The sequence below is a fragment of the Cohnella sp. WQ 127256 genome (assembly GCF_024519285.1).
Taxonomy (GTDB): domain Bacteria; phylum Bacillota; class Bacilli; order Paenibacillales; family Paenibacillaceae; genus Cohnella.
This window is the reverse complement of the sequence record NZ_JAMZCY010000004.1, coordinates 268,473-290,470: the sequence shown is the minus strand read 5'-3', so window position 1 is coordinate 290,470 and position 21,998 is coordinate 268,473. Positions and strand designations below refer to the sequence as shown.

The following is a 21,998-nucleotide window of genomic DNA, read 5'->3' as shown; positions in this document are numbered from 1 at the left end:
GATGGCTGAAAATCACGAGCTTTCACTGGACCTTTTCATTGCCTTAAATAGAGCACTCCAATGGACCAATGCACACGCAGACCGGGATATTAAGCAGCACGGGTTGAATCGGACGGAATTTGGTGTGCTAGAGCTGCTATATCATAAGGGATCGCAGCCACTCCAGCAAATTGGAGGCAAGGTGCTCATGAGCAGCGGCAACATTACTTACGTTGTTGATAAGCTTGAGAAGAAGCATTTCGTACAGCGGAGGGCTTGCACAGAGGATAGACGCCTCGTTTATGCGGAGATTACAGATGCAGGCAAACAATTCATCGAGGATACATTCCCGCAACATGCTCAAGTCATCCATCAGGTATTAGACGTGTTGAACGACGATGAGAAGAAAGTGGTTAGCGAGCTCCTTAAGAAGCTAGGTAAGCATGCGGAAGAAAGCTTTAAGTAGGAAGGCTTTAAGAGGGTGTCTTAAGAGGGTGTCTCAAAAGTCTGATCGGACATCAGATCCGTTATTTGAAATTTCAATAGGGTTTTAGGAGTGAAGCGGACATGAGAGCCGTTATATAGGGGGAATAACCCCTTAATTCTATGATTTAAAGCAAATAACGGAACATATGTCCGCATCTATCGAAAATAGAGGGGATTTGTACAAATAAGGGATTGTATGTCCATAAGTAAGTCTATGTTCTTGGTGATAGCAGGCTTGTGTTAGCTCCGTTTTTCTTACGGTTTTATAAAGCTTATTTCACGTCATGCGTTGTAAAAAATAGAAGCTGCTCCAAAGTTTTCACCTTTGGGACAGCCCCTTCTTTCAAGAATTAAACCATTTCTTGTTTGATATAATATCTTTAATTGAAGATTCTTAAAGTTATGCACTTATTTTGGAGGGGGTAAACGATATGAGACAGCAAACAACAGGTATTCATCATGTGACGGCATTTGTAAGAGGAGCGCAGGCAACCGTTGATTTCTATTCGGGAGTGTTAGGATTGCGACTTGTGAAAAAAACGATTAATTTCGATGCGCCAGAGGTGTATCACTTGTATTTCGGCAATGATGCGGGGAGCCCAGGTACCATTATTACATTTTTCCCTTGGGCTCATTCACGCCAAGGTCGCATCGGGGGAGGACAAGTGGGAATCACCTCCTACGTTGTACCGTTGGGAAGTCTCGACTTCTGGAAAGCACGCTTCACGAAAATGAATATTCCGATAACGCTAACGACGAGATTCGGCGAGGAGCTTGTGCAGCTTGCCGACCCGGATGGTTTGCGGATTGAGATCGTTGAGCGCGATGAAGGACCTGCAAGCCAATGGACATTTGGTGGTGTTCCCGTAGATAAAGCGATTAAAGGCTTCGGAGGTGCCGTTCTATTCAGCACGGCTCCAGCTAGGACGGCTACGACGCTTGAACAGGTGTTAGGTCTTGAGAAAATTGCTCAGGAGGGTGACTTTGTTCGGTTCAAAGCGACTGGAGATTTAGGAAACATTATCGATGTGAACGTGGAACCGATGGCCCCAGGTGTTGGCGGAGCGGGAACTGTCCATCATATTGCTTGGCGTGCGCAAGACGATGAGGATCATGCGAGATGGAGAAATCTCGTGCTGGAAAGTGGATTTCAGCCGACGCCCCTCATTGACCGTCAATATTTTAATGCTTTGTATTTTCGTGAGGAGGGTGGAATATTGTTTGAGATCGCAACAGATCCACCGGGATTCGCGCGGGATGAGCCGGCGGAGACGATGGGCGAGAAGCTGATGCTGCCGGAATGGTTCGAGAATCAACGTGCACAGATCGAAGAGGGACTTCCACCTATTCAAGTACGCATATTGGAGGCTGATCAACAATGAAGCATATTTACAAGCAAGGTAAGAGTGCACCGGTACTCGTTCTTCTTCACGGTACAGGGGGTACGGAGCATGACCTTCTGCAGCTAGCAGAAATAATATCGCCTGATTCCTCGGTTCTGAGCATTAGAGGAAATGTGCTGGAGAATGGCATGCCACGGTATTTCCGGAGACTGGCCGAGGGAGTGTTTGATATCGAGGATCTGCGCTTCCGTACGAAAGAGCTCAACGATTTCTTAGAGCAGGCTTCGAAGGAATACGGCTTTGATCGTCACAATCTCGTGTCTGTTGGTTATTCCAACGGAGCTAACATTGCGGGGAGTATTCTGTTCCACTATGAGGGTTCCTTAAAGGCCGCAATCCTCCACCATCCGATGGTTCCGATTAGGGACGTGACTCTACCGGACCTGTCGGGAGTGCCTATCTTCATCGCCGCGGGTGAGAATGATCCGATATGCGTGCCACAAGAGACGGAAGACCTTAGGGCTTTGTTGTCTGAGGCGGGAGCCGATGTTACCGTCCATTGGGAAAGATTTGGTCACCGATTGACCGCAACGGAAGTCGACGCTGCAGCGGCGTGGTTCAGAAGTCGATTCGAGGTGCAGCCGTGATCTCCCTTAATCCAGCCGATCAGAGCGAACGGGATAACTATAAGCTGATGATCGGGAGCATCATCCCGAGACCTATCGCGTTCGTGACGACTTTGTCTTCGAGCGGAATCTTGAACGCGGCACCTTATAGCTATTTCAATATCGTCACAGCTAATCCTCCGATGATCTCTATATCCGTACAGAGAAGGAATGGGGAGCGCAAGGATACTGCAAGGAATGCAGTGGAGAGGGGAGAGTTCGTTGTCCATATCTCAGATCATTCGATCATCGCGCAGATTAACGAAACAGCAGCTAATCTCCCGCCTGAGGAAAGTGAAGTCGCCCTAACCGAGCTTACACCGATTGCGAGCGAGAAGGTTGCCATTCCTGGTATTGCCGAAGCGAAGGTTCGAATGGAATGCGTGCTGGAGCAAGTGATCCTCCTCGGTGGGGAAGAAGGTTCACCGGCATGCGATTTGCTGATCGGACGAATCGTTTACTTTCATATGGATGAAGCCATTTATAACCAAGGGTACATTGATCATGGAAAGCTCGATCCGATTAGCCGATTAGCTGGCAACACCTATTCGCGACTAGGTGAGATTTTCGAAATTGAACGTCCTAAGTAAGCTGCAAAGACTGTTCTTAGAGCTATCTGATGATAGCCATGAGAACAGTCTTTTTTTGGAGCACCGCCATGTTGTGAATATTCATTCCTATAGCAAGGTTTCTTTACGCTTCTTTGGGGTAGGTTATAACGGTAATCTGATCCTACCCCATCCTGATAGAGGAGGCGTACATGCTTAAACCGCAACCGTCGATCAATCATCCTGGACACTTGGACCGACAGACATGGCTACTGCTTGCAGTTAATGGACTTTTCATTATGGCAAGCGCGCTCTCAGGCACGTATTTCGGAGTTTACATATGGAAAGCCAGTAATGATTATATACAAATTGGGTGGTTTACATTGCTGTCCCATCTATTCATGGCGATCACGTTCTGGGTAGCGGGTAACGGAGTAAAAGAAGGCAATAAAATGATTTATTTAAGGTTGGGTATTGGGGTATCTGCATTATTCTATGCCTTAGTTCTGTTGCTGGGAGGACATGCCCTTCAATGGATCTGGGTACTAGGTATCGTTCAAGGAATCGCGACGGGATTATTCTGGCTGTCCTATAACGTGATCTATTTCGAAGTGACCGATGCTCATAATCGTGATCGATATAATGGCTGGGCAGGTGTGATCGCTTCGCTTGTGGGCATGATCATACCGTGGTGCTCTGGTTTCCTGATCTCTCGTATGGCGGGCGAAAGCGGGTACAGAGCTATTTTTATCCTATCGTTCGTCATTTTCGTAGCGGGTATTGGGGTGAGCTTCTTCCTTCACAATAGAAGAACGGAAGGACATTACGATTGGAAATTGCCGTATCGACTCTTGGGCAAACCGAAAACCGCATGGAGACCTGTATTAGGTGCGCTTGTCGCGCAGGGTGTTCGGGAAAGTGTCTTTGGTGTGATCATCGGAGTGCTCATCTACGTTCAGACGGGCAGTGAATTAAAGCTGGGGAATTATGCTTTAATTACGTCAGTCGTAGGCTTCATAAGCTTCTTGGCTACGGGTATATGGCTGAAACCTGCTTGGCGAAATAAAGGTATGTTGGTTGGCGTTATTGCAATAACAATGGTCATCCTTCCCTTCTTCTTCGGGATAAGCTTCACGACTTTGCTTATTTTCGGTGTGGGTGCTGCTTTGTTCTTCCCTCTCTATATGCTACCGATGACCTCAGCTGTATTCGACTTAATCGGGCAAGACGAGAATAGTGTTCGACAACGGGTGGAGTACGTGGTGGCTAGAGAGCTAGCCCTCAATGTAGGTAGAATTGTTGGGATGGCTATATTCATGGTTACCTTATCTATTAGCCGGGCGCCAATCGTTCTGAATAGCTTACTTCTATTAGTTGGAAGTTCGCCAATACTTAGCTGGTTGTTCATGCGCAACGTACTGGTGTCAGGACGAAGGGGGAAGAACAAAATTGACGCGAAACCAAAAGGTGTCGTATAATCCAAAAAGGAAACCAAAAGGTTTCATAAATAGGAGGGACTCATATGACTCAACCAATGCCTAATAAGCTGCCAGATATTCGCCAAACACAAGTGTTCAATGCACCTATACAGAAGGTGTGGGATGCAGTGGCGACTGCCCAAGGAATCTCTGTCTGGTTTATGCCTAACGATTTCGAACCCGTAGTAGGACACGAATTCCATCTCGATGCTGGTCCCTTCGGCAAGTCCCCATGCAAAGTTACGGTAATTGATCCGCCTAATCGTCTTTCCTTCAACTGGGGTAAAGACTGGACTTTAACGTTTGAGTTAGTTGAGCAAGGGGATATAACGGAATTTACCCTGATCCATGGCGGATGGGCAGCCGAAGGAGCAACGGAGTTCGGAGAACCTCATGAGGTTGTTCGCGAACGGATGAATGGTGGCTGGACTGGGATGGTGCAGAAGCTGGGGGCTCATGTCCAGGCTTAGTGCGGAGGCTTCTGTGCAGAAGCATGATGTTTTCCAGGCCATAGCCGATCCGACTCGACGAGGTCTTCTTCGATTGTTAGTCGATCAGGAGCTACCGGTGAACGCGATCAGCAGCCATTTTCCAATGACACGAACCGCTGTTTCCAAGCATTTGCGTATATTGGCCGATGCAGGCTTAGTTACGGAAAGAAAGGTCGGCAGAGAAACGAGATATCGTCTAGACGCAGACCCACTGCAAGAGCTCAAGCGCTGGCTAGCCTTCTATGAACGATTCTGGGAAAACAAGCTCGACGCGCTTAAGCGTTATGTGGAATCGGATGTAAATGAATAATAATTTATAGGGCGATCTGTCCTTGCGCGCATAGCGTGCTTCATGGTAATCTCAAAGTACTGAATTAAAGGAGGTGAAGGTAGGATGAATCGAGAGTTCGTGAATAACCAAGTTAGCCGGCTTCCCCTTGCGATGGCTGGCATCGTTCATGGTTTCTTTCAAGACGGGAGAAGTCTGTCCACTTGGAACGATACAATTTCACAACTCACGAAAAGGCTCCTACCTTAACCAGAGCGGATAAATCCGAATGGGCGTAGGGAATTTTCCCTACGTCTTTTTTGTTGTCATTTGTCATGAACAAGGTTGGTGAGGAGGCCTTCTAAATTAGGGGGACCCCATCATGTTAACAATGAATTGTCAAAGTGTTAAAAAATATAGCGGTGCACAGCTTATTCTGGAAAATGTCACGTTTGAGCTTCATCACGGGGAGAAAATCGGGCTCGTTGGCCGTAACGGAAGCGGCAAAACGACTCTATTGCGCTTGGTATCCAAGCTGGAATTACCAGACGAGGGCTTATTGACCATTCGTAAAGACACCCGCATTGGGTATTTGGAGCAGATTCCGGAGGATGTCGCCGGTCGTACGGTATATGACGTATTAGCTCTTGGCTATCGAGAGGTACTTGAATGCAGATCTGCGATGACAGAGCTTGAGGGACAGATGTCCGAGCCAGAAGCCGCAGACGATCCAGAGCAGCTGTCACGGTTGCTTCGCGAATATTCAGCGCTTCAAGAGCGCTTTGAGCGCGACGGTGGATATGAAATGGATGCGCAAATTGATCAAGTTGCTAATGGGTTGCGGATTGAACGGGAGTGGTATACGAGAGCTTATCGTTCATTATCAGGTGGAGAGAAGACGAAGGTAGCATTAGCATCCCAATTGATTTGCAAACCGGACCTGCTGCTTCTGGATGAACCAACGAACCATCTAGATATGGCGAGTGTCGAATGGCTGGAGGAGTATTTGATTAAATATGAAGGTGCTTGCTTGATCGTATCCCATGATCGCTATTTTCTGGATAGGGTTGTCACGAAGATCGTCGAACTGGAGGATGGAGAATCCTCGATTTACCATACGAATTATTCGAGATATGTGAAGGAGAAGGAAGAGAGGCTGCTTCACGAGTTCGCGGATTATCAAGAGCAGCAGAAGAAAATCAAGAAGATGAGGGAAACGATCAAGAAGCTGTTGGAATGGGGCAGAATTGGCGACAACGGCAAATTCTTTCGAAGAGCAGCATCGATGCAGAAGGCGCTGGATCGGATGGAGAAGCTAAAGCGGCCTGTGATTGATCGCAGGGAAGCTGATTTCGATTTGAAGCCGCAGGACCGGTCGGGCAAGCGCGTCATCGAGTTTGCAGAGGTGAGTAAGAGCTTTGGGGAATCCACCGTGCTGGACAAAGCATCTGGCATGCTGGAATACGGAGAAAAGGTAGTGCTGGTCGGACACAATGGGTCGGGCAAAACGACGATGCTTAAGCTCATTCTTGGGGAGGAAGAAGCGGATGACGGGCGATTGGTGTTAGGTTCTCGCGTCGATATCGGCTATTTGGCCCAGCAGCATTATCCTGAGGATCCGAAGCAGTCTGTGTTGGAGTATTTTCGTCAGGAGGCTGGACTGGAGGAAGGAGAAGCGAGATCGCGTCTGGCGGCTTATTTGTTCTATGGGGCGGATGTATTCAAGTCTGTGAGCTTGCTATCCGGTGGAGAATGGACGAGGTTAAGACTTGCACTGCTTGTACTACGCAAACCGAACTTGCTCATTCTCGATGAACCGACGAACCACATGGATATTGCGTCTAGAGAAGCTTTAGAGGATGCGTTAGAGGAATTCCCGGGCACCATTCTAGCAGTAACGCATGACAGGTATCTAATCAACCGTCTGGCCCAGAAAATCTGGGAGCTCGACCAGGGGCGGGTTAGCGTCTATTTGGGTGATTTTGATGAATATAAAAGAAAAAGCAAAAAGAAAGCCATATCCAAAGTGAATTCACTGAACGATAGAGATTCATCTGCATCTGTTCATCCATCTGCACCAAAGAAGCTTCCCAGACCCAAGGCTGTTCCGGAGAGTGAGAGTACTCAGAAGCAACTGGAGCAAGATATTGCTGGATTGGAGCAGAAGCTGCTTGAATGGGATAATCTTCTGCACGAGTCGGCAGATCATCAGGATCCAACTGAGCTTGAGCGGAGCTGGGCAGAACGGGAAGAAGTTCAGCTCAATCTGAGTCGACTGTATGAGTTATGGATGGAACAGGCTGAAATTTAAGCTACAGAGAGGTGTGCCGAATAATTTGGTCGTTGCCGGGTACGATAGGATCGAAGCCTGAATAACCGTGCCGCTTGTGAGTGGAATACGGATCATATAGGGTGGACTCGATTTGATCGGAAGCGGGGGAATGAATATGGCTAGAAGAAGAAAGCTGGCTGTACCGGGTGCGGAGCAGGGTGTCCGAGATTTTAAGGCGGAGGTCATGCGAGCGGAAGGGTACTCAGTTGATCCTGAGCGTCCTGACGACGTTAAATACGAGGTAGCCGAGGAACTGGGCGTACCATTAACGCGTGGGCATAACGGAAATCTTACGACGGAAGAGGCCGGACAGGTTGGGGGTAAAATCGGAGGGACGATGGTGCGTGAGATGATCCGATTAGCTCAGGAACGGTTGGCTAAGCGGGATTAGAAGAAGCGAAGAGCCTGTAAAAGGGTTCTTCGCTTCTTTTGTTGATATTCAACATGCGGCGTTGTATACGAAAGCTAGACGGAATTAGTTGCGGGTTTTGGGAATAATTTAGACAATTTTAATAATCCCTTTTGAGTATTGTTGCGTATATAATAGAGGGATGTGATAGAGAGAGAAGATCTGAAGGGGGAAGGATTGAGGCATAATGAGTTTATTAATTCGATTAGGCAACAAGCGGTTTACTCTGTTTACGCTTCTTTTGCTGTTTAAATGCTGTTTGGCCTGGTTTGTCGTATTTGAAGATGGACCTTCTATGATGACAATGCTGACGGAAATTCCTTTCTTCTGGCTCGTTTTCTGTATGATAGAATGGTTTTCCAAGAAGAGAAAGTTGCTCTATTATACGATAGCTAATCTATTGTTCACGCTTCTCTATTTTACAGTACTTATGTATTACAAATACTACGGAATCATCGTAACTTATCATGCGATTAGCCAAGCGGACAAAGTGACTAAAGTTGGAGAGAGCACATATTCTCTCATGGATCCTTATTATTTGCTTATCTTTGTGGACATCGTAGTCTTAATTGGTATTCAGGTATGGTTAAGAAATAAGTCTAAACGGATCCATATAAACCTGAAACCAATTAGTAGAACAGTTCTTTCCTCGCTGTTCATCGTTTCCATAGTATTATGCTTTTTTAGCATTTGGCCGAATCGGGCGAGTATGAATGAGAACAAGCAGGCGGAAGGAATGGGTATACTGAATTATGAGGTATACACCATATTTGCCGATAGTACCGAGGATAAGGCGATGGTGGACATGAAGGACATCACGCAGCCTGTAATCGACAACCTGAAGGGTGTTACTGCTGTATCGAATCCGCAGTATTTCGGAGCGGCCAAAGGAAAGAACGTAATTATCGTTCAGATGGAGTCCTTCCAGGACTTCCTAATCGGGCTCACCATAGACGGTAAGGAAATCACGCCGAACTTGAATAAGCTGGCGAAGGAAAACTTCAACTTTGATCATTTCTTTACGTCGGTTGGGCAAGGTACAACATCCGATGCGGAATACGTGGTGAATACGTCGTTATACGTACCCAAGCACGAGCCAGCAACTAAGAATTATGTGAAAAAAGAACTTCCGAGCTTGCCGAAACTGCTGAACGCAGAGGGATATCATACAGCTACGTTCCATACGAACGATGTTGAATTCTGGAACCGTAAAGAGCTTTACGATGCCATCGGATTTGATCAATACTACGATAAGAGCTTCTTCGGAGATGAGGATCATGTCGCCTTCGGTGCTTCAGATGAAGTGTTATATTCGAAAACCATTGAAGAACTAAAGAAGATGGATGAAAGCGACCAGCCTTTTTACGCACAGATTCTTAGCATGAGCTCGCATCATCCTTACAACATTCCAGAAGAAAAATATCAAATGGAGCTTCCGGAACAGTTCGACGATACGCTAGTTGGGAGATATATCTTGTCGCAGAACTATTCCGATTATGCTCTTGGAAAGTTTATTGATGAGTTGAAGCAAAGCGGATTGTGGGACAATAGCGTATTTCTGCTGTACGGTGACCATCAAGGACTACCCGTGTATTCTCTTGATAGCACTGAAAAAGGACTGATGGAGGAAATCCTCGGTCATGAATACGGCTATACCGAAATGTTCAACATTCCACTTATTTTGCACGCTCCGGGTGTTACTTATCCGGCAGAAATTAAGCAAACCGGTGGACAAATTGATATTTTGCCAACGGTAGCAAATTTAATGGGTATATCTATTGCGAACCAAATTCATTTTGGGCAAGATTTGTTTAATCAGACGACGTCCAACGTGTTGCCTATGAGGCATTTCCTTCCGTCAGGTTCGATTATTTCGGATTCGAGTATATTCATACCGGGAATCGGTTTCGATGATGGAAAGAATTATCCATTCGCAGGGCAAGAAGGAAACGAGAATGGAGCAACTGTTGAGCAGTATGAGCATGCGCTCGAGCTTCTCAATCTGTCGGACAGCTACGTTAAGCAGCTGCCAGACAAGGCTAAGAAATAAGGTTGATCAAGGAAAGAGGTTGTCCCAAAGTGAAAACTTTTGGGCAGCCTCTTTCCTTTCTCTATCGATTAAGAAGTTTATTTGAACTCATGGTATAATAACTTCACAACTGTAAATCGAAAATAGGTGCATGTCGAGCATGAGCATTTCTGAGATTCTGTCTCATCTGACAGAGGAGAATCTGAAGGATTTATTAGAGCAATATCGGGCGTTTGGTCCCTTTCCAGGCATAGCATTAACGTTCATGAAATCGTTTATTCCTCCATTGCCTACCCTTCTCATTGTCGGGGTTAATGCGGCGGTATACGGCTTGTGGCTCGGTTTTCTATATTCTTGGATAGGTATTGTTAGTGGTTGCTTGGTTACGTTCTTAGTTGTACGTAAAGCTGCCGGGCATCCGTATTTCGTGAAGTGGTCGAAGAAGCCAAAGGTACAGAAAAGCTTATTGTGGGTTCGAAGGAATGCCTTCAGCTATGTGTTCCTACTTAGCCTTTTTCCGGTCGGACCGTTCGTAGTCATTAATATCGCAGCAGCAATCGCTCAAATGAGGGTGCGATCGTTTCTCATTGCGATTGTGTTCGGTAAAGCGATCATGGTTATGTCGATATCGATTATTGGACATGACTTTGGCCGGTTCATTGAGCATCCCTTTGAGCTTATGTATGTTGTGCTATTTATTGGCTTATCACTATGGGTAAGTAAGAAAATCGAGTCGTGGTTTACACATGATGCGATGAAACGTGATATAATCACAAGCGACAATACACCGTGAGGCGGAATGCACATATGCTAAGTTTTGAAGAGAAGCTCGTGATCTTGGAATCCTTTCCCCAGTTAGAACGTAGAGACGTATCGCTTGGTCGCGTTAATTTTCATTATGACCAGAGCGTAATTGAGAAGAAGAATGTCGGCTTTCATTTCCACCCGAATGGCAATGGATATATTTTTGCAGGTGAGATTGATGGCTATGAGACGGATGACAAAGGCTTCGTCAATGTTAGGGATTATAGCGCGGAAGAACTGCGATCTATTGTTGAGCAATCGATTCAGTCCTTGACCGGAGACACGTCGTGGGTAGAAGGACGAGAAGAGAAGTGGTTTGACTCTGATCGTAATGAGTTGGTTCTGAAATTCGAGGACGACATGTTCTATATTTTCTCAGGCTTAAATCTCGAAATGGCATTTGAGTCATATGGTGAGGCCAGAGAATACCTCAGAGAAGAAGGCTTTAATCGTCTGTAAAGCTAGCTTCGAACGGACTATAGAGAGGGGCGACCTGTAGCGGGTTCGTCCTTTTTTTTGATTTTTTGAATCGGAAGCAGGCTTACTTACGTATATAGTTAATATAATATTGAAAGACAAGGTACTCTACTCTATTCACCCTTAGGAGGAAACAATAGCAATGAAACGTATATTATTGTTTATCTTGACCAACTTGCTCGTGATGACGACAATCGGCATTATCTTCTCCGTGTTCGGAGTAGGCAACTATATTACTGAAGATGGAATCGATATTGGATCGTTGCTTACCTTCAGCGCAATTATTGGCTTTACTGGAGCGTTCATCTCGCTTGCGATGTCCCGATGGATGGCTAAACGAATGATGAATGTTCAGGTACTGAAGCCGGAAGCAAATCTATCGCAAGGGGAGCGCCAGCTTGTCGATATGGTGCACCGCTTGTCCCGTGCTGCAGGTATGATGCATATGCCTGAAGTCGGAATCTATCCCTCTAATGAAGTGAACGCATTCGCGACAGGACCTTCGAAGAAACGCTCACTCGTTGCCGTCTCGACGGGACTATTGAATGAGCTGGACGAGGATGCAGTCGAGGCGATTGTTGGCCATGAGGTAGCTCATATCGTGAACGGGGATATGGTCACAATGACGCTGCTTCAAGGTGTTGTAAATACCTTTGTTGTATTCTTATCTCGTATTGCTGCTTGGGCAGTTTCTCGATTCGTTAAGGATGACATAGCGCCTATCGTTCATTTTATCGCGGTCATCGTATTTCAAATCGTGTTCTCGATTCTGGGAAGTATGGTTGTTCTCGCGTTCTCTAGACACCGCGAATTTCACGCGGATGCAGGTGGAGCACATTTAGCGGGTAAAGATAAGATGATCCACGCTCTGCGTGGGCTGCAGGCTTATCAGGGGCGGATGAAGGATAGCCAGCAAACGGCGATTACGACTTTACAGATCAGTGGCAAGAAGCGTAGTGCCTTGTTCTCCAGCCACCCTGATTTGGAGGAGAGAATTCGTCGCTTGCAAGCTAGTTAATTAGGCGTATAAATAGGATTAGAGGTCTTCTCGGTAGTTTTTCAGCTTCTGAGAGGACCTCTTTATTGTTTGAACGGTATTTGATCCGAAGAGGAAATTTATATTTTCGAGAAAAGTTATACTTGAAAACGGTAACAACCCATAATATAATAAACCTAAAGTTTAATCGCTTTAACTTATGGTGAATGATCAATGTTAACGAGATTGGTAATTTTCGGTTAATTTCCTTGTTGATCAAATGTTCACCTGTAGCTAATCGGTTATTTTTTTAACACGAAAGTTAAAGCGATTAAACTTTTGGAAGATGAGATGTAACAAGGGTCATCGGCTTAGGGGGATCGAGATCCGTTTGGAATGGGGATTGGTTTGCTAAATCAGGGTCGTCAAAGGGATTCGAGTTGAAGTAGAGTGAAGCTGAAGTAAAGTTCTGTTCAAGGGGGCTCATGGGGTGAAGTCAACAAAGGAAAGTCGCCGCGAAGGAAGATTGTTTTATTTTTTCGTTTCTCCGTGGCTAATTGGATTTATCGTGTTCGCTTTACTTCCAGTACTTGCATCTCTGTATTACAGCTTTACGGAGTATGACATCATCCATGCGCCCGAATTTATCGGATTCGGCAACTACAGCGAGCTATTTCACGATGATCAGTTCTGGAATTCGATCAAGGTGACACTGAAGTATACGTTCATAAGCGTACCGTTAACACTGGCTCTGTCATTGATCTTCGCGATCCTGATCAATCAGAAGATTCCGTTTCGTGGATTTTTCCGGACGGCGATGTATTTTCCAAGCATGATCTCAGGGGTTTCGATGGCGTTGTTATGGTTCTGGGTGTTTAATCCTCAAGCGGGACTATTCAACTACGGCTTATCGTTATTCGGAATTGATCCGATCCATTGGTTCCTAGACGAGAAGTATGCCATGTGGGCGCTCATTATTATGTCCTTCTGGGGCTTGGGAGGCGGAATGCTCATTTTCTTGGCAGGCTTACAGGGGGTTCCGGCACATTTGCTTGAAGCCGCGAAGCTCGATGGTGCGGGTCGTCTCCGTTCCTTCTGGAACGTCACACTTCCCCTTCTCTCACCTGTGTTTCTATTCCAGTTGATTATTGGTCTTATCGAATCTTTCCAAGTGTTCACACAAGCTTACACGATTACGCAAGGTGGTCCTAACTACTCGACTTGGTTTTACGTGTATAACATCTATATCAATGCCTTTAAGAACTTCCGCTACGGTTATGCCTCAGCTATGTCATGGATACTGCTGATCGCGATCACGGCCATTACCTTCGTCATTATGAAGATGTCGAACCGCTATGTCTACTACGAAGGGGGGAGTGAACGGTGAGCGAAGTTGTACTAGCGCAGCAGTTACCTCCTAAGCGGAAAAAGGCAAAAGTAGAGCTCGCTCAGATTGTGGGCTTCCTCATTCTCTTGCTAGTCACAGTCGCAATGATTATGCCCTTATTGTTCATGTTATCCACTTCGTTGAAATCGACGAAAGAGATGCTCGTGTTTCCACCGTCGATGATACCAGCAGATTTCGCTTGGGGAAACTTCAAGGAGCTGTTCGTCAATGAGGAAATAAAATTCGGCCAGCAATATATGAACAGCTTAATTGTAGCCATCATGACGGTCATAGGGACAGTATTCTCCTCCTCGTTCGTTGCATTCGGGTTTGCTCGATATCGTGCAAGGGGAAGCCAGTTCCTATTCGTACTCGTGCTTAGCACGCTGATGCTACCATATCCGGCGATTATGATCCCTCAATTCCTATTGTTCACGAAGCTTGGTCTTCATGATTCGTTGCTGCCACTGATTTTGCCTTCGTTTTTCGCGTCTGCTTACATGATCTTTCTATTAAAGCAATTCTTCTCTACGCTTCCTAATGAGTTGTACGATGCCGGGAGGATAGATGGCTGCAGAGAAATCCGCCTGTACTGGAGCTTAACGCTGCCCTTATCCGGCCCAGTTATATCGACGGTAGCGATCTTCTCCTTCATTTGGAGCTGGAATGATCTACTTGCTCCAGTCCTTTATCTGGACTCGCAAGAAAATTTCACCCTTCCAATCGGAATGGCGGCAATGCTGTCATCGAAGTTCCGGATTGCACCATGGAATCTCATGATGGCGGCTTCGTTGCTGTCCGTGCTACCGATCGTCGTTCTTTTCGCAATTGCGCAAAGACGTTTTGTCCAAGGAATTGTCCTTACCGGCATCAAGTAACTACTCACATAGACGTCATCACTATTATTAGGGGGAAAAAAGATGAGTAAGAAGATGGGGAAGGTCGTTCTAAGCTGTTTGGCACTCGGATTAGTCGCGACGGCATGCTCAAGTAATGGTGGCAGTAAGAGTAAAGAGGGAGAGACGGTTACGATTACCCACTATACGATTGACTCGCCGGATCGTACTTTCGTCGAGAAGCTCATTCCAGATTTCGAAGCGAGTCACCCCGGCATCAAGATCAAGGTGACGAAGGCGCCATACGAGCAGTTCGATTCCAAGCTGCAGTCCTCCATAGCAGCTAAGAATGCGCCTGATGTCACTTCTCACTGGGGCTACGGCGGGTTCATGGAATACTATAACAAAGGCATGCTTATGGATATGACACCTTACCTCAATGGATTAACGGGTGCCGACTATAACATCCCTGAAGATGTAATGAACATCTACAAAGTAGATGGCAAAACGTATGGGATTCCACTTAACAGCTACGTTACGGTCATGCTCTACAATAAGGATCTGTTCGACAAGGCGAAGCTCGAGTATCCGCCAACGGATTATGAAGACAAGAGCTGGACATTCGATAAAATGGTCGATTACGCGAAAAAGATGACAGTAGACTCCAAAAATCTGGCGGAAGCGCAATATGGCGTTGATTTCGGGTTTGGAGAGCGGGATCAAAGACCACAATACTTCGGTGCTAACGTGTATTCCGACGACACATGGACGAATGGCGGTAAGCCTTCAGAAATTAATCTAAGCAAGCCTGAAGTCATCGAAGCATACAAGAAGGTTTATGGTCTCATCTGGGATCAGAAGGTTTCTCCAACACCAGCATTCTCTAAATCCGTATCCGGTCAATTCGGTGATCCGTTCCTATCTGGCAAGATCGGAATGTCCGTCGTTGGCTCATGGAGTTTGGCTGCATCCAGCGATTTCAACTTCAAGATTGGTGTAGCAGCTGTTCCACAAGGACCGAATGAGAAAGTAAGAAGTGTTCTGTATGTCGATCCATTGTTCATCTTGAAGGATTCCAAGCATCCGAAGGAAGCGCTAGAGTGGATCAAATACTTGATTACGACCGAAGTGCAAGAGAAGTCGATCGAGTTAAGTGGAGGTAATCCTCCAGTGAACCAGAAGGCAGCTGAGAAATACTACGGCAACTTCGAAGGTATCGATCCTGAGCAAATCAAGCAAGTGTTCGAAGGGGCTTACAAATACGGCTTTGAATCTTATAATCACTTAATCTCTAACTACTCCCAAATTAATGAATTGTTCATTAACGAGCTAGCGGTTGTCGAGAATGGTGACAAGAAGGTAGAGGAAGTATTGCCTAGCATTGAGGAGAAATTGAAGGCTCTGTTAGAGCGTGTGAACAAGTAAATGGCAAATACGGGGGAGGAAGGGAAGGGTTCATTCCTCCTCCGTAATACAGTTGCAGTCAGGACATGAATATTTGCTCCAACTGTGGTACGTTAATTACAAATTCACTTTTTCGTACAGGAGCGTAAGTTAATGAAAGTCAATATCTTTGATGTAGCCAAGAAGTCAGGTTTGTCTGTGGTCACGGTATCAAGAGTGCTCAATAATTCGCCATCGGTACGTCTCAGAAATAGAGAAAAAGTACTGCAAGCCATGAAGGAGCTCGACTATCATCCTAATGCATCCGCTCGCAGTCTAGCACGCGGTAAAACGGGAATCATAGGGTTAACGATAACGACGCTTCAAGACTCTTTCTTCGACGCTGTTGTAAAAGAGGTTAACGATAGGCTTGCTGAGCATGGTTATTTTCTGGCGTTGTCCATTTCGAAGAGCTACGAAGATGCATTTCATCGCTCATTGTTCCAGGAAGACCGAGTTGACGGCGTCATTCTATTATCTCCAAGTGATGAAGATGAATATATTATGGAACTCAAGAAGAAGAAAATTCCATTTATTTTGATAGATAATTCACGAAGGAATCCCTCTGTAACTTCCATAATCGTGGACAATTTCAAGGGGGGATACGAAGCGACGCAGCATCTGATCGAACTTGGACATACGGAAATTGCTCATATCGCAGGACCTGACCCTTACCTCAGTAGTAGGGAGCGGGAGCGGGGTTATTTGTTCGCATTAGAGGAAGCTGGATTAAAGCCCTATTGTATTGAAAGAGGGACATTCGATATACCGACGGGGTACCGAATTGCCAAGCAGTGGATTGATTCAGGTAGATTGCCACCCGCGGTGTTCGCAGCCGATGATTACATTGCTTTGGGTGTTATGGACGCATGTTTAAATGAGGGTTATCGCATTCCCCAGGATATGTCCATCGTGGGGTTCGATGATCAAACCTTTGCTTCGGAGTTTCGGCCGATGTTAACGACGGTCAGGCAGCCTGCAGATAAAATTGGCGCAGCCGGGGTAGAGCTTCTGTTAGCTGCAATTAACGATTCAACGAAACGGAACGTAACGATTCAAATAGAGCCCGAACTCATTATTAGAGAATCAACCGCACGGAAAACATAAGAGATATAGAAGGCAGGAGTGGGTGCTTTGAAGTATTATCTAGGCGTCGACGCTGGTGGAAGCAAGACATATACTTTAATCGTCAATGAGGAAGGCACGATTGTAGGTAAAGGGAATAGTGGTAACGGTAACCATCAGACGGGCTATGAAATAGCAAAAGCGAATATTCGTGAATCCGTTGAGATGGCATTAGCGCAGGCGGGACTTAAGCAGCAGGATATCGAATTTGCTTATTTCGGATTAGCAGGTGCGGACAGGGAATTCGATTATCAAATTTTGCGACCTATGATTGCGGAGCTGGGGTTTCCAAAGCATGATATCAATTGCGATACAATGATTGCTCTTAGAGCGGGAACCGATCGTCCGTACGGGATCGTATTAATATGCGGTACTGGAACGAATAGCGCAGGTGTGAATCCGAATGGAGAGTTCTATCAGTGCGGTGGATTTACGTATCTATTTGGCGATTTCGGCGGTGGAGGTTCGTTGTGTGTTGAGGTTTTCCGAACGGTAATACGTGCTTGGGACGGACGGGAGCCTCCAACATTGTTAACTCAGCTCCTATTAGAAGATCTTGGATACGATGATGTGAAAACAATGTTTGACGATTTTATGGATCAGAATAAAGTACCTCCGATTCGCGTAACTAAGCTCTTGTTCGTGGCAGCAAGCGAAGGGGATAAGGCTGCAATTAATATTTTGCGCCATCAAGGCGAGGAGCTCGGTAAGTCTGTACATGCGGTCGTTAAGCGGCTTGCTATGGAAAATGACACCTTTGACGTTGTTCTTGCGGGAAGTGTTCTGACTCGGGGAGAAGGAGACTTCATCCATTCCTATATTGAGCAAGCGATGAAGGAAATAGCGCCGAATGCTAGATTAGCGAAGCTACAGATAGAGCCAGTGATCGGTGCGGTATGGCTTGCTGTGGAAGCTAGCGGAATCGCCTTGCCTGAACAGATATATAAACAACTTTCAATGATATCGGACTATAGCTTAGTTTAAGGATAAACAAATTTATAGATAGATTTAACAAGGAGATGGACTCAGATGGTAAAAGCTAACGGTTTGAAAATCGCAGTCATTGGTGGAGGTTCCTCTTATACACCAGAAATCGTAGAAGGCTTTATTAAAAACTATGAGCAATTGCCGATTAGAGAGCTATGGCTAGTCGATATTGAGGCAGGCAAGCATAAGCTTGAGATCGTAGGGGAACTAGCTAAGCGTATGGTCGATAAATCAGGGCTCCCAATTGAGGTTCATTTAACGTTGGAGCGTCGCAAAGCGATCGAAGGGGCTGATTTCATCTCCACACAGATGCGCGTTGGATTGCTAGAAGCTCGGAAGTGGGATGAGCACATTCCGAACAAATACGGTGTAATCGGACAGGAAACTACCGGTCCTGGGGGCATGATGAAGGCTCTTCGCACCATTCCGGTGCTGCTTGATATTTGTAAGGATATTGAAGAGCTCGCCCCTAATGCTTGGTTGCTTAATTTCACGAATCCGGCGGGCATGGTGACGGAAGCCATCGCTCGTCATTCTAAAGTGAAGAGCATCGGGTTATGTAACGCTCCGATCGGATTGCACAAGTGGTTAAGTGAGAAATACGAAACGACACCAGACCATCTCTATACAGAGTTTGTAGGCTTGAATCATTTGCACTGGGTGACGAGAATCGAAGTTGACGGTGAAGATAAGCTCACGGAGCTGCTGGACAAACGCGAAGAGTATTCCGGTAAGAACGTTCCAGCAACGGAGTGGGATCTTGATTTTCTACGGGGATTGGGCGGGTTTCCGTCTTATTATTTGAAATATTTCTATTTGACGGATGTCATGCTCCAAGATCAGTTAGCTTCCTTGAAAGCGAACGGCACTCGTGCAGAAGTCGTGAAACGGGTAGAGGATGAGCTATTCGAGCTATACAAGGACCCGGATCTACAAGAAAAGCCGAAGCAATTAGAGCAACGCGGTGGTGCTTATTATTCGGAAGCAGCTGTTAATCTAATGGTTTCCCTATATAACGACAGACGTGACATCCAGACTCTCAACGTATCAAATGGAAGAACTCTTGATTTCCTACCCGAGGATGCAGCTATTGAGGTCAATTGCGTCGTCACTGGGCAAGGACCGATTGTACTTCCGGTTTCCAAGGTGCCTGAGCAGGCGAAAGGATTGATCCACGCGGTCAAAACCTACGAGAGATTGACGATTGAAGCAGCGATCACTGGCGACAGAGCGATTGCCCTTCAAGCGATGGCGAGCCATCCGTTGGTGCCATCAGTCAATGTAGCTAAGGCGATGTTAGATGAGATGCTGGAGAAGAACAAGCCGTATCTTCCGGCGTTTTTTAAGTAATCGAGTTGTGAAGTCTCATCGGTTGGTGTAGTTGAATCGATAGGATGAAAGGTTTAAGCCCGCGGCTTCCGAGTCGTGGGCTTTTCCTGTTGTGCAGGGAGTTGCTATGAGAGGCGCGAAGGCATCCGCTGATCGATCCTTTTTTTAACGCTATCCCTAACTCTGATCGAGCCTCAGCGATGTGTAAGCGATTGTGCTACAATAAAGGAACAAATGTTCTTTTTATTAGGAGACTAGGTATGATGCTGGATCAGGTTGCCCTATCGGTGAGAGCTCTTGTCGAATATGTGTTCCGTAGTGGAAGCCTCGACTCTGGGTTTCGGACAATGAGTACGCTGACGGAGGGCACGAAAGCACATCAGAAAATACAAAAGCAGTATGAAGATCAGGATCAGAAGGAAGTGTACGTGAGTGCGGAGATTCCTTATGAGGATCTCCTTTTTGTCGTGGACGGACGTTGTGATGGGCTACTGTTCGCCGAGGATGGTAGCGTGACAGTAGACGAGATCAAATCAACGTCAAGGGATATCGGTACAATGACGGAAGCCGATTCGTCCCCGGTTCATTGGGCGCAGGCCAAATTTTACGCATATATGTACGCTTTGGATCACGGAGTAGAACGCATTCGAGTTCGCTTAACTTATGTCCAGGTGGAGACGGAGGAGCAGAAGCGGTTCGATCAGGAGTTAACCTTCGAGGAATTGCTGCTCTATGTAACAGACATCGTCGAACGCTATGCGCCCTATGCTCGCCTACTTGAATGGAACAAACGAATAAGAGATGCAAGCATAGCAGATTTGGTGTTTCCTTTTCCGGGTTACCGTGAAGGGCAGAAGAAGCTAGTGGGCGCTGTCTACAAGTCGATTGAAGAGGGACGTAAATTGTTCGCTAAAGCGCCCACGGGTATAGGGAAAACAATGTCCACATTGTATCCGACCATCAAGGCAATCGGCTTAGGGAAGGTGCAGCATCTCTTCTATTTGACGGCCAGAACGATTACAAGAACTGCAGCGGAGGATGCTCTAGCTCTCATGAGAGCTCAAGGTTTGAACCTGCGTTCTGTAACGGTAACGGCGAAAGACAAAATCTGCTTCCAAGAGGAAGTGGATTGTCGGAAAGAAAAGTGCCCCTATGCGGATGGCTACTATGATCGGATTAATGGTGCGATTCTAGATCTGTTAGGCAACGAAACTTTAATGAATCGGGACACCATTGAGACGTATGCACGGAAGCATACGGTATGTCCGTTCGAAATGTCCCTTGATGTGGCTTACGGTGCGGATGCGGTCATTTGCGATTACAACTATATGTTTGACCCACGTGTTGCATTGAAGCGGCTGTCCGCAGAGTATAAGCATCAAACTACTTTGCTTATTGACGAGGCGCATAACCTGATTGATCGTGCTAGGGAAATGTACTCGGCTGTGCTGGAGAAGAAGGATTTTCTCGGGCTGGAGCGTGAGTTCAAGGGTGCTCGTCCGAATATTCATGCTGCAGCCAAAGCGATAAACAAGTGGTTTATTGCGCTTAAGAAGCAGTCAGCCGAACAAGTTACGGTTAGCAAAGAACGACCGGATGAGTTGTTGGAATTGGTGGAAGCTTTCGTTGCCGAAGCGGAGAGGGAATTAGCGGGAAGTCATTCGGGTGTGGTAAGTGGAATGCTGCTTGAAATCTATTTCGCCGCTCTAAGCTTCCTTAGAATCGGGAAGCTATACGACGAAAGCTACGTTACTTATACAGAAGTCGTGCGAAATGATGTTCGGTTGAAAATGTTCTGCATGAATCCGTCGAGTCTGCTCAGACAGATGGGGAAAGGCTTTCGCTCGCATGTGTTTTTCTCAGCAACATTATCTCCACTTAACTATTTCATGGATATGTTGGGCTCAGAGGAGGAGGATTATTCGCTAACGCTAGGTTCACCTTTTGCTAAGGAGCAGTGGGATGTATCTGTTGTTCCTCTTTCTACACGCTATGTGGATCGTGAACGTACGAAAGCGGCTCTTGTCAGCTTGCTTCAGAAGCGGGTTAATGAGCAGCCGGGTAACTATTTATTTTTCTTCCCCTCGTATGAATATATGAACGGCGTATATGAGTCTTTTATGGAGTGCAATGAGAAGGTGAGCACGCTGCTGCAAACATCCGAAATGGTGGAAGAAGCTAGAGAGAGCTTCCTGGCAGCATTCGCCGCGGACAATGAACAGACATTGATCGGATTTGCGGTTATGGGCGGTATCTTCTCGGAAGGGATCGATCTGGTCGGCGATCGGCTTCGAGGCGTTGTCGTTGTTGGGGTAGGGATGCCGCAGCTCGGCTTGGAACGCAATTTGATCAAGGGTTACTTCGACGAAGAAGGTCGCAACGGTTTCAATTACGCTTATGTGTACCCTGGAATGAACAAGGTATTACAGGCAGGTGGAAGGCTGATACGTTCAGAGCAAGATCGAGGCGTACTCATGCTCATTGATGACCGATACTTACAGCCGCAATATTCTCGGTTGTTGCCGGAGGAATGGAGACGTTAAAGGTTAAAGGGATGGAAACATGAATAAACCGCAAAACGTGTTGAGACACGATTCGCGGTTTAT

Annotated in this window: 21 protein-coding genes; all 21 read left to right on the top strand. The window is 46.3% G+C overall.

The window, feature by feature from the left end:
* Window position 1 precedes the first annotated feature (1 nt).
* On the top strand, window positions 2-445 hold the full coding sequence (locus M1K58_RS12965) for a MarR family winged helix-turn-helix transcriptional regulator (protein WP_256759278.1): 444 nt from the start codon (window positions 2-4) through the stop codon (window positions 443-445).
* Between the two features lie 451 nt (window positions 446-896).
* The gene (locus M1K58_RS12960; RefSeq protein ID WP_256759277.1) at window positions 897-1,847 is read left to right on the top strand and encodes a ring-cleaving dioxygenase; all 951 of its coding nucleotides are present in this window, start codon (window positions 897-899) and stop codon (window positions 1,845-1,847) included.
* On the top strand, window positions 1,844-2,455 hold the full coding sequence (locus tag M1K58_RS12955; protein WP_256759276.1) for an alpha/beta hydrolase: 612 nt from the start codon (window positions 1,844-1,846) through the stop codon (window positions 2,453-2,455). The genes M1K58_RS12960 and M1K58_RS12955 overlap by 4 nt, the downstream gene beginning before the upstream one ends.
* A complete protein-coding gene (locus tag M1K58_RS12950; protein ID WP_256759664.1) occupies window positions 2,452-3,063 on the top strand; it encodes a flavin reductase family protein in 612 nt (203 codons plus the stop codon). Before M1K58_RS12955 ends, M1K58_RS12950 begins: the two co-directional genes overlap by 4 nt.
* Window positions 3,064-3,233: 170 nt before the next feature.
* Window positions 3,234-4,499, top strand: coding sequence for an MFS transporter (locus M1K58_RS12945; RefSeq protein ID WP_256759275.1), 1,266 nt, complete (start codon window positions 3,234-3,236; stop codon window positions 4,497-4,499).
* 44 nt (window positions 4,500-4,543) lie between these two features.
* Window positions 4,544-4,969: an SRPBCC family protein gene (locus tag M1K58_RS12940; protein ID WP_256759274.1), complete on the top strand. Its 426-nt coding sequence runs from the start codon at window positions 4,544-4,546 to the stop codon at window positions 4,967-4,969.
* On the top strand, window positions 4,956-5,300 hold the full coding sequence (locus tag M1K58_RS12935; protein ID WP_256759273.1) for an ArsR/SmtB family transcription factor: 345 nt from the start codon (window positions 4,956-4,958) through the stop codon (window positions 5,298-5,300). The genes M1K58_RS12940 and M1K58_RS12935 overlap by 14 nt, the downstream gene beginning before the upstream one ends.
* Window positions 5,301-5,384: 84 nt before the next feature.
* Window positions 5,385-5,528: a hypothetical protein gene (locus tag M1K58_RS12930; RefSeq protein WP_256759272.1), complete on the top strand. Its 144-nt coding sequence runs from the start codon at window positions 5,385-5,387 to the stop codon at window positions 5,526-5,528.
* A gap of 112 nt (window positions 5,529-5,640) precedes the next feature.
* Window positions 5,641-7,569 (top strand): ribosomal protection-like ABC-F family protein, encoded by a 1,929-nt coding sequence (gene abc-f, locus M1K58_RS12925; protein ID WP_256759271.1) that lies wholly within the window; start codon window positions 5,641-5,643, stop codon window positions 7,567-7,569.
* 136 nt (window positions 7,570-7,705) lie between these two features.
* Entirely contained in the window at window positions 7,706-7,981 is a 276-nt protein-coding gene (locus tag M1K58_RS12920; protein WP_256759270.1) for an alpha/beta-type small acid-soluble spore protein, read from the top strand.
* A gap of 205 nt (window positions 7,982-8,186) precedes the next feature.
* Window positions 8,187-10,049 (top strand): LTA synthase family protein, encoded by a 1,863-nt coding sequence (locus M1K58_RS12915; protein WP_256759269.1) that lies wholly within the window; start codon window positions 8,187-8,189, stop codon window positions 10,047-10,049.
* A 139-nt stretch (window positions 10,050-10,188) separates the two neighbouring features.
* Window positions 10,189-10,821: a TVP38/TMEM64 family protein gene (locus M1K58_RS12910; RefSeq protein ID WP_256759268.1), complete on the top strand. Its 633-nt coding sequence runs from the start codon at window positions 10,189-10,191 to the stop codon at window positions 10,819-10,821.
* Between the two features lie 14 nt (window positions 10,822-10,835).
* Window positions 10,836-11,291, top strand: coding sequence for a hypothetical protein (locus M1K58_RS12905; protein ID WP_256759267.1), 456 nt, complete (start codon window positions 10,836-10,838; stop codon window positions 11,289-11,291).
* Window positions 11,292-11,451: 160 nt separating this feature from the next.
* Entirely contained in the window at window positions 11,452-12,327 is an 876-nt protein-coding gene (gene htpX, locus M1K58_RS12900) for a protease HtpX (protein WP_256759266.1), read from the top strand.
* Window positions 12,328-12,775: 448 nt separating this feature from the next.
* On the top strand, window positions 12,776-13,672 hold the full coding sequence (locus tag M1K58_RS12895; protein WP_256759265.1) for a carbohydrate ABC transporter permease: 897 nt from the start codon (window positions 12,776-12,778) through the stop codon (window positions 13,670-13,672).
* Complete coding sequence (locus tag M1K58_RS12890) at window positions 13,669-14,550, top strand: carbohydrate ABC transporter permease (protein ID WP_256759264.1); 882 nt, start codon at window positions 13,669-13,671, stop codon at window positions 14,548-14,550. The genes M1K58_RS12895 and M1K58_RS12890 overlap by 4 nt, the downstream gene beginning before the upstream one ends.
* A gap of 42 nt (window positions 14,551-14,592) precedes the next feature.
* Window positions 14,593-15,933 (top strand): ABC transporter substrate-binding protein, encoded by a 1,341-nt coding sequence (locus M1K58_RS12885; RefSeq protein WP_256759263.1) that lies wholly within the window; start codon window positions 14,593-14,595, stop codon window positions 15,931-15,933.
* Window positions 15,934-16,065: 132 nt separating this feature from the next.
* Entirely contained in the window at window positions 16,066-17,058 is a 993-nt protein-coding gene (locus tag M1K58_RS12880) for a LacI family DNA-binding transcriptional regulator (RefSeq protein ID WP_256759262.1), read from the top strand.
* Window positions 17,059-17,085: 27 nt separating this feature from the next.
* On the top strand, window positions 17,086-18,060 hold the full coding sequence (locus M1K58_RS12875; protein ID WP_256759261.1) for an N-acetylglucosamine kinase: 975 nt from the start codon (window positions 17,086-17,088) through the stop codon (window positions 18,058-18,060).
* Between the two features lie 45 nt (window positions 18,061-18,105).
* On the top strand, window positions 18,106-19,413 hold the full coding sequence (locus tag M1K58_RS12870; protein WP_256759260.1) for a 6-phospho-beta-glucosidase: 1,308 nt from the start codon (window positions 18,106-18,108) through the stop codon (window positions 19,411-19,413).
* A 242-nt stretch (window positions 19,414-19,655) separates the two neighbouring features.
* Complete coding sequence (locus M1K58_RS12865; protein ID WP_256759663.1) at window positions 19,656-21,935, top strand: ATP-dependent DNA helicase; 2,280 nt, start codon at window positions 19,656-19,658, stop codon at window positions 21,933-21,935.
* Window positions 21,936-21,998: the final 63 nt, after the last annotated feature.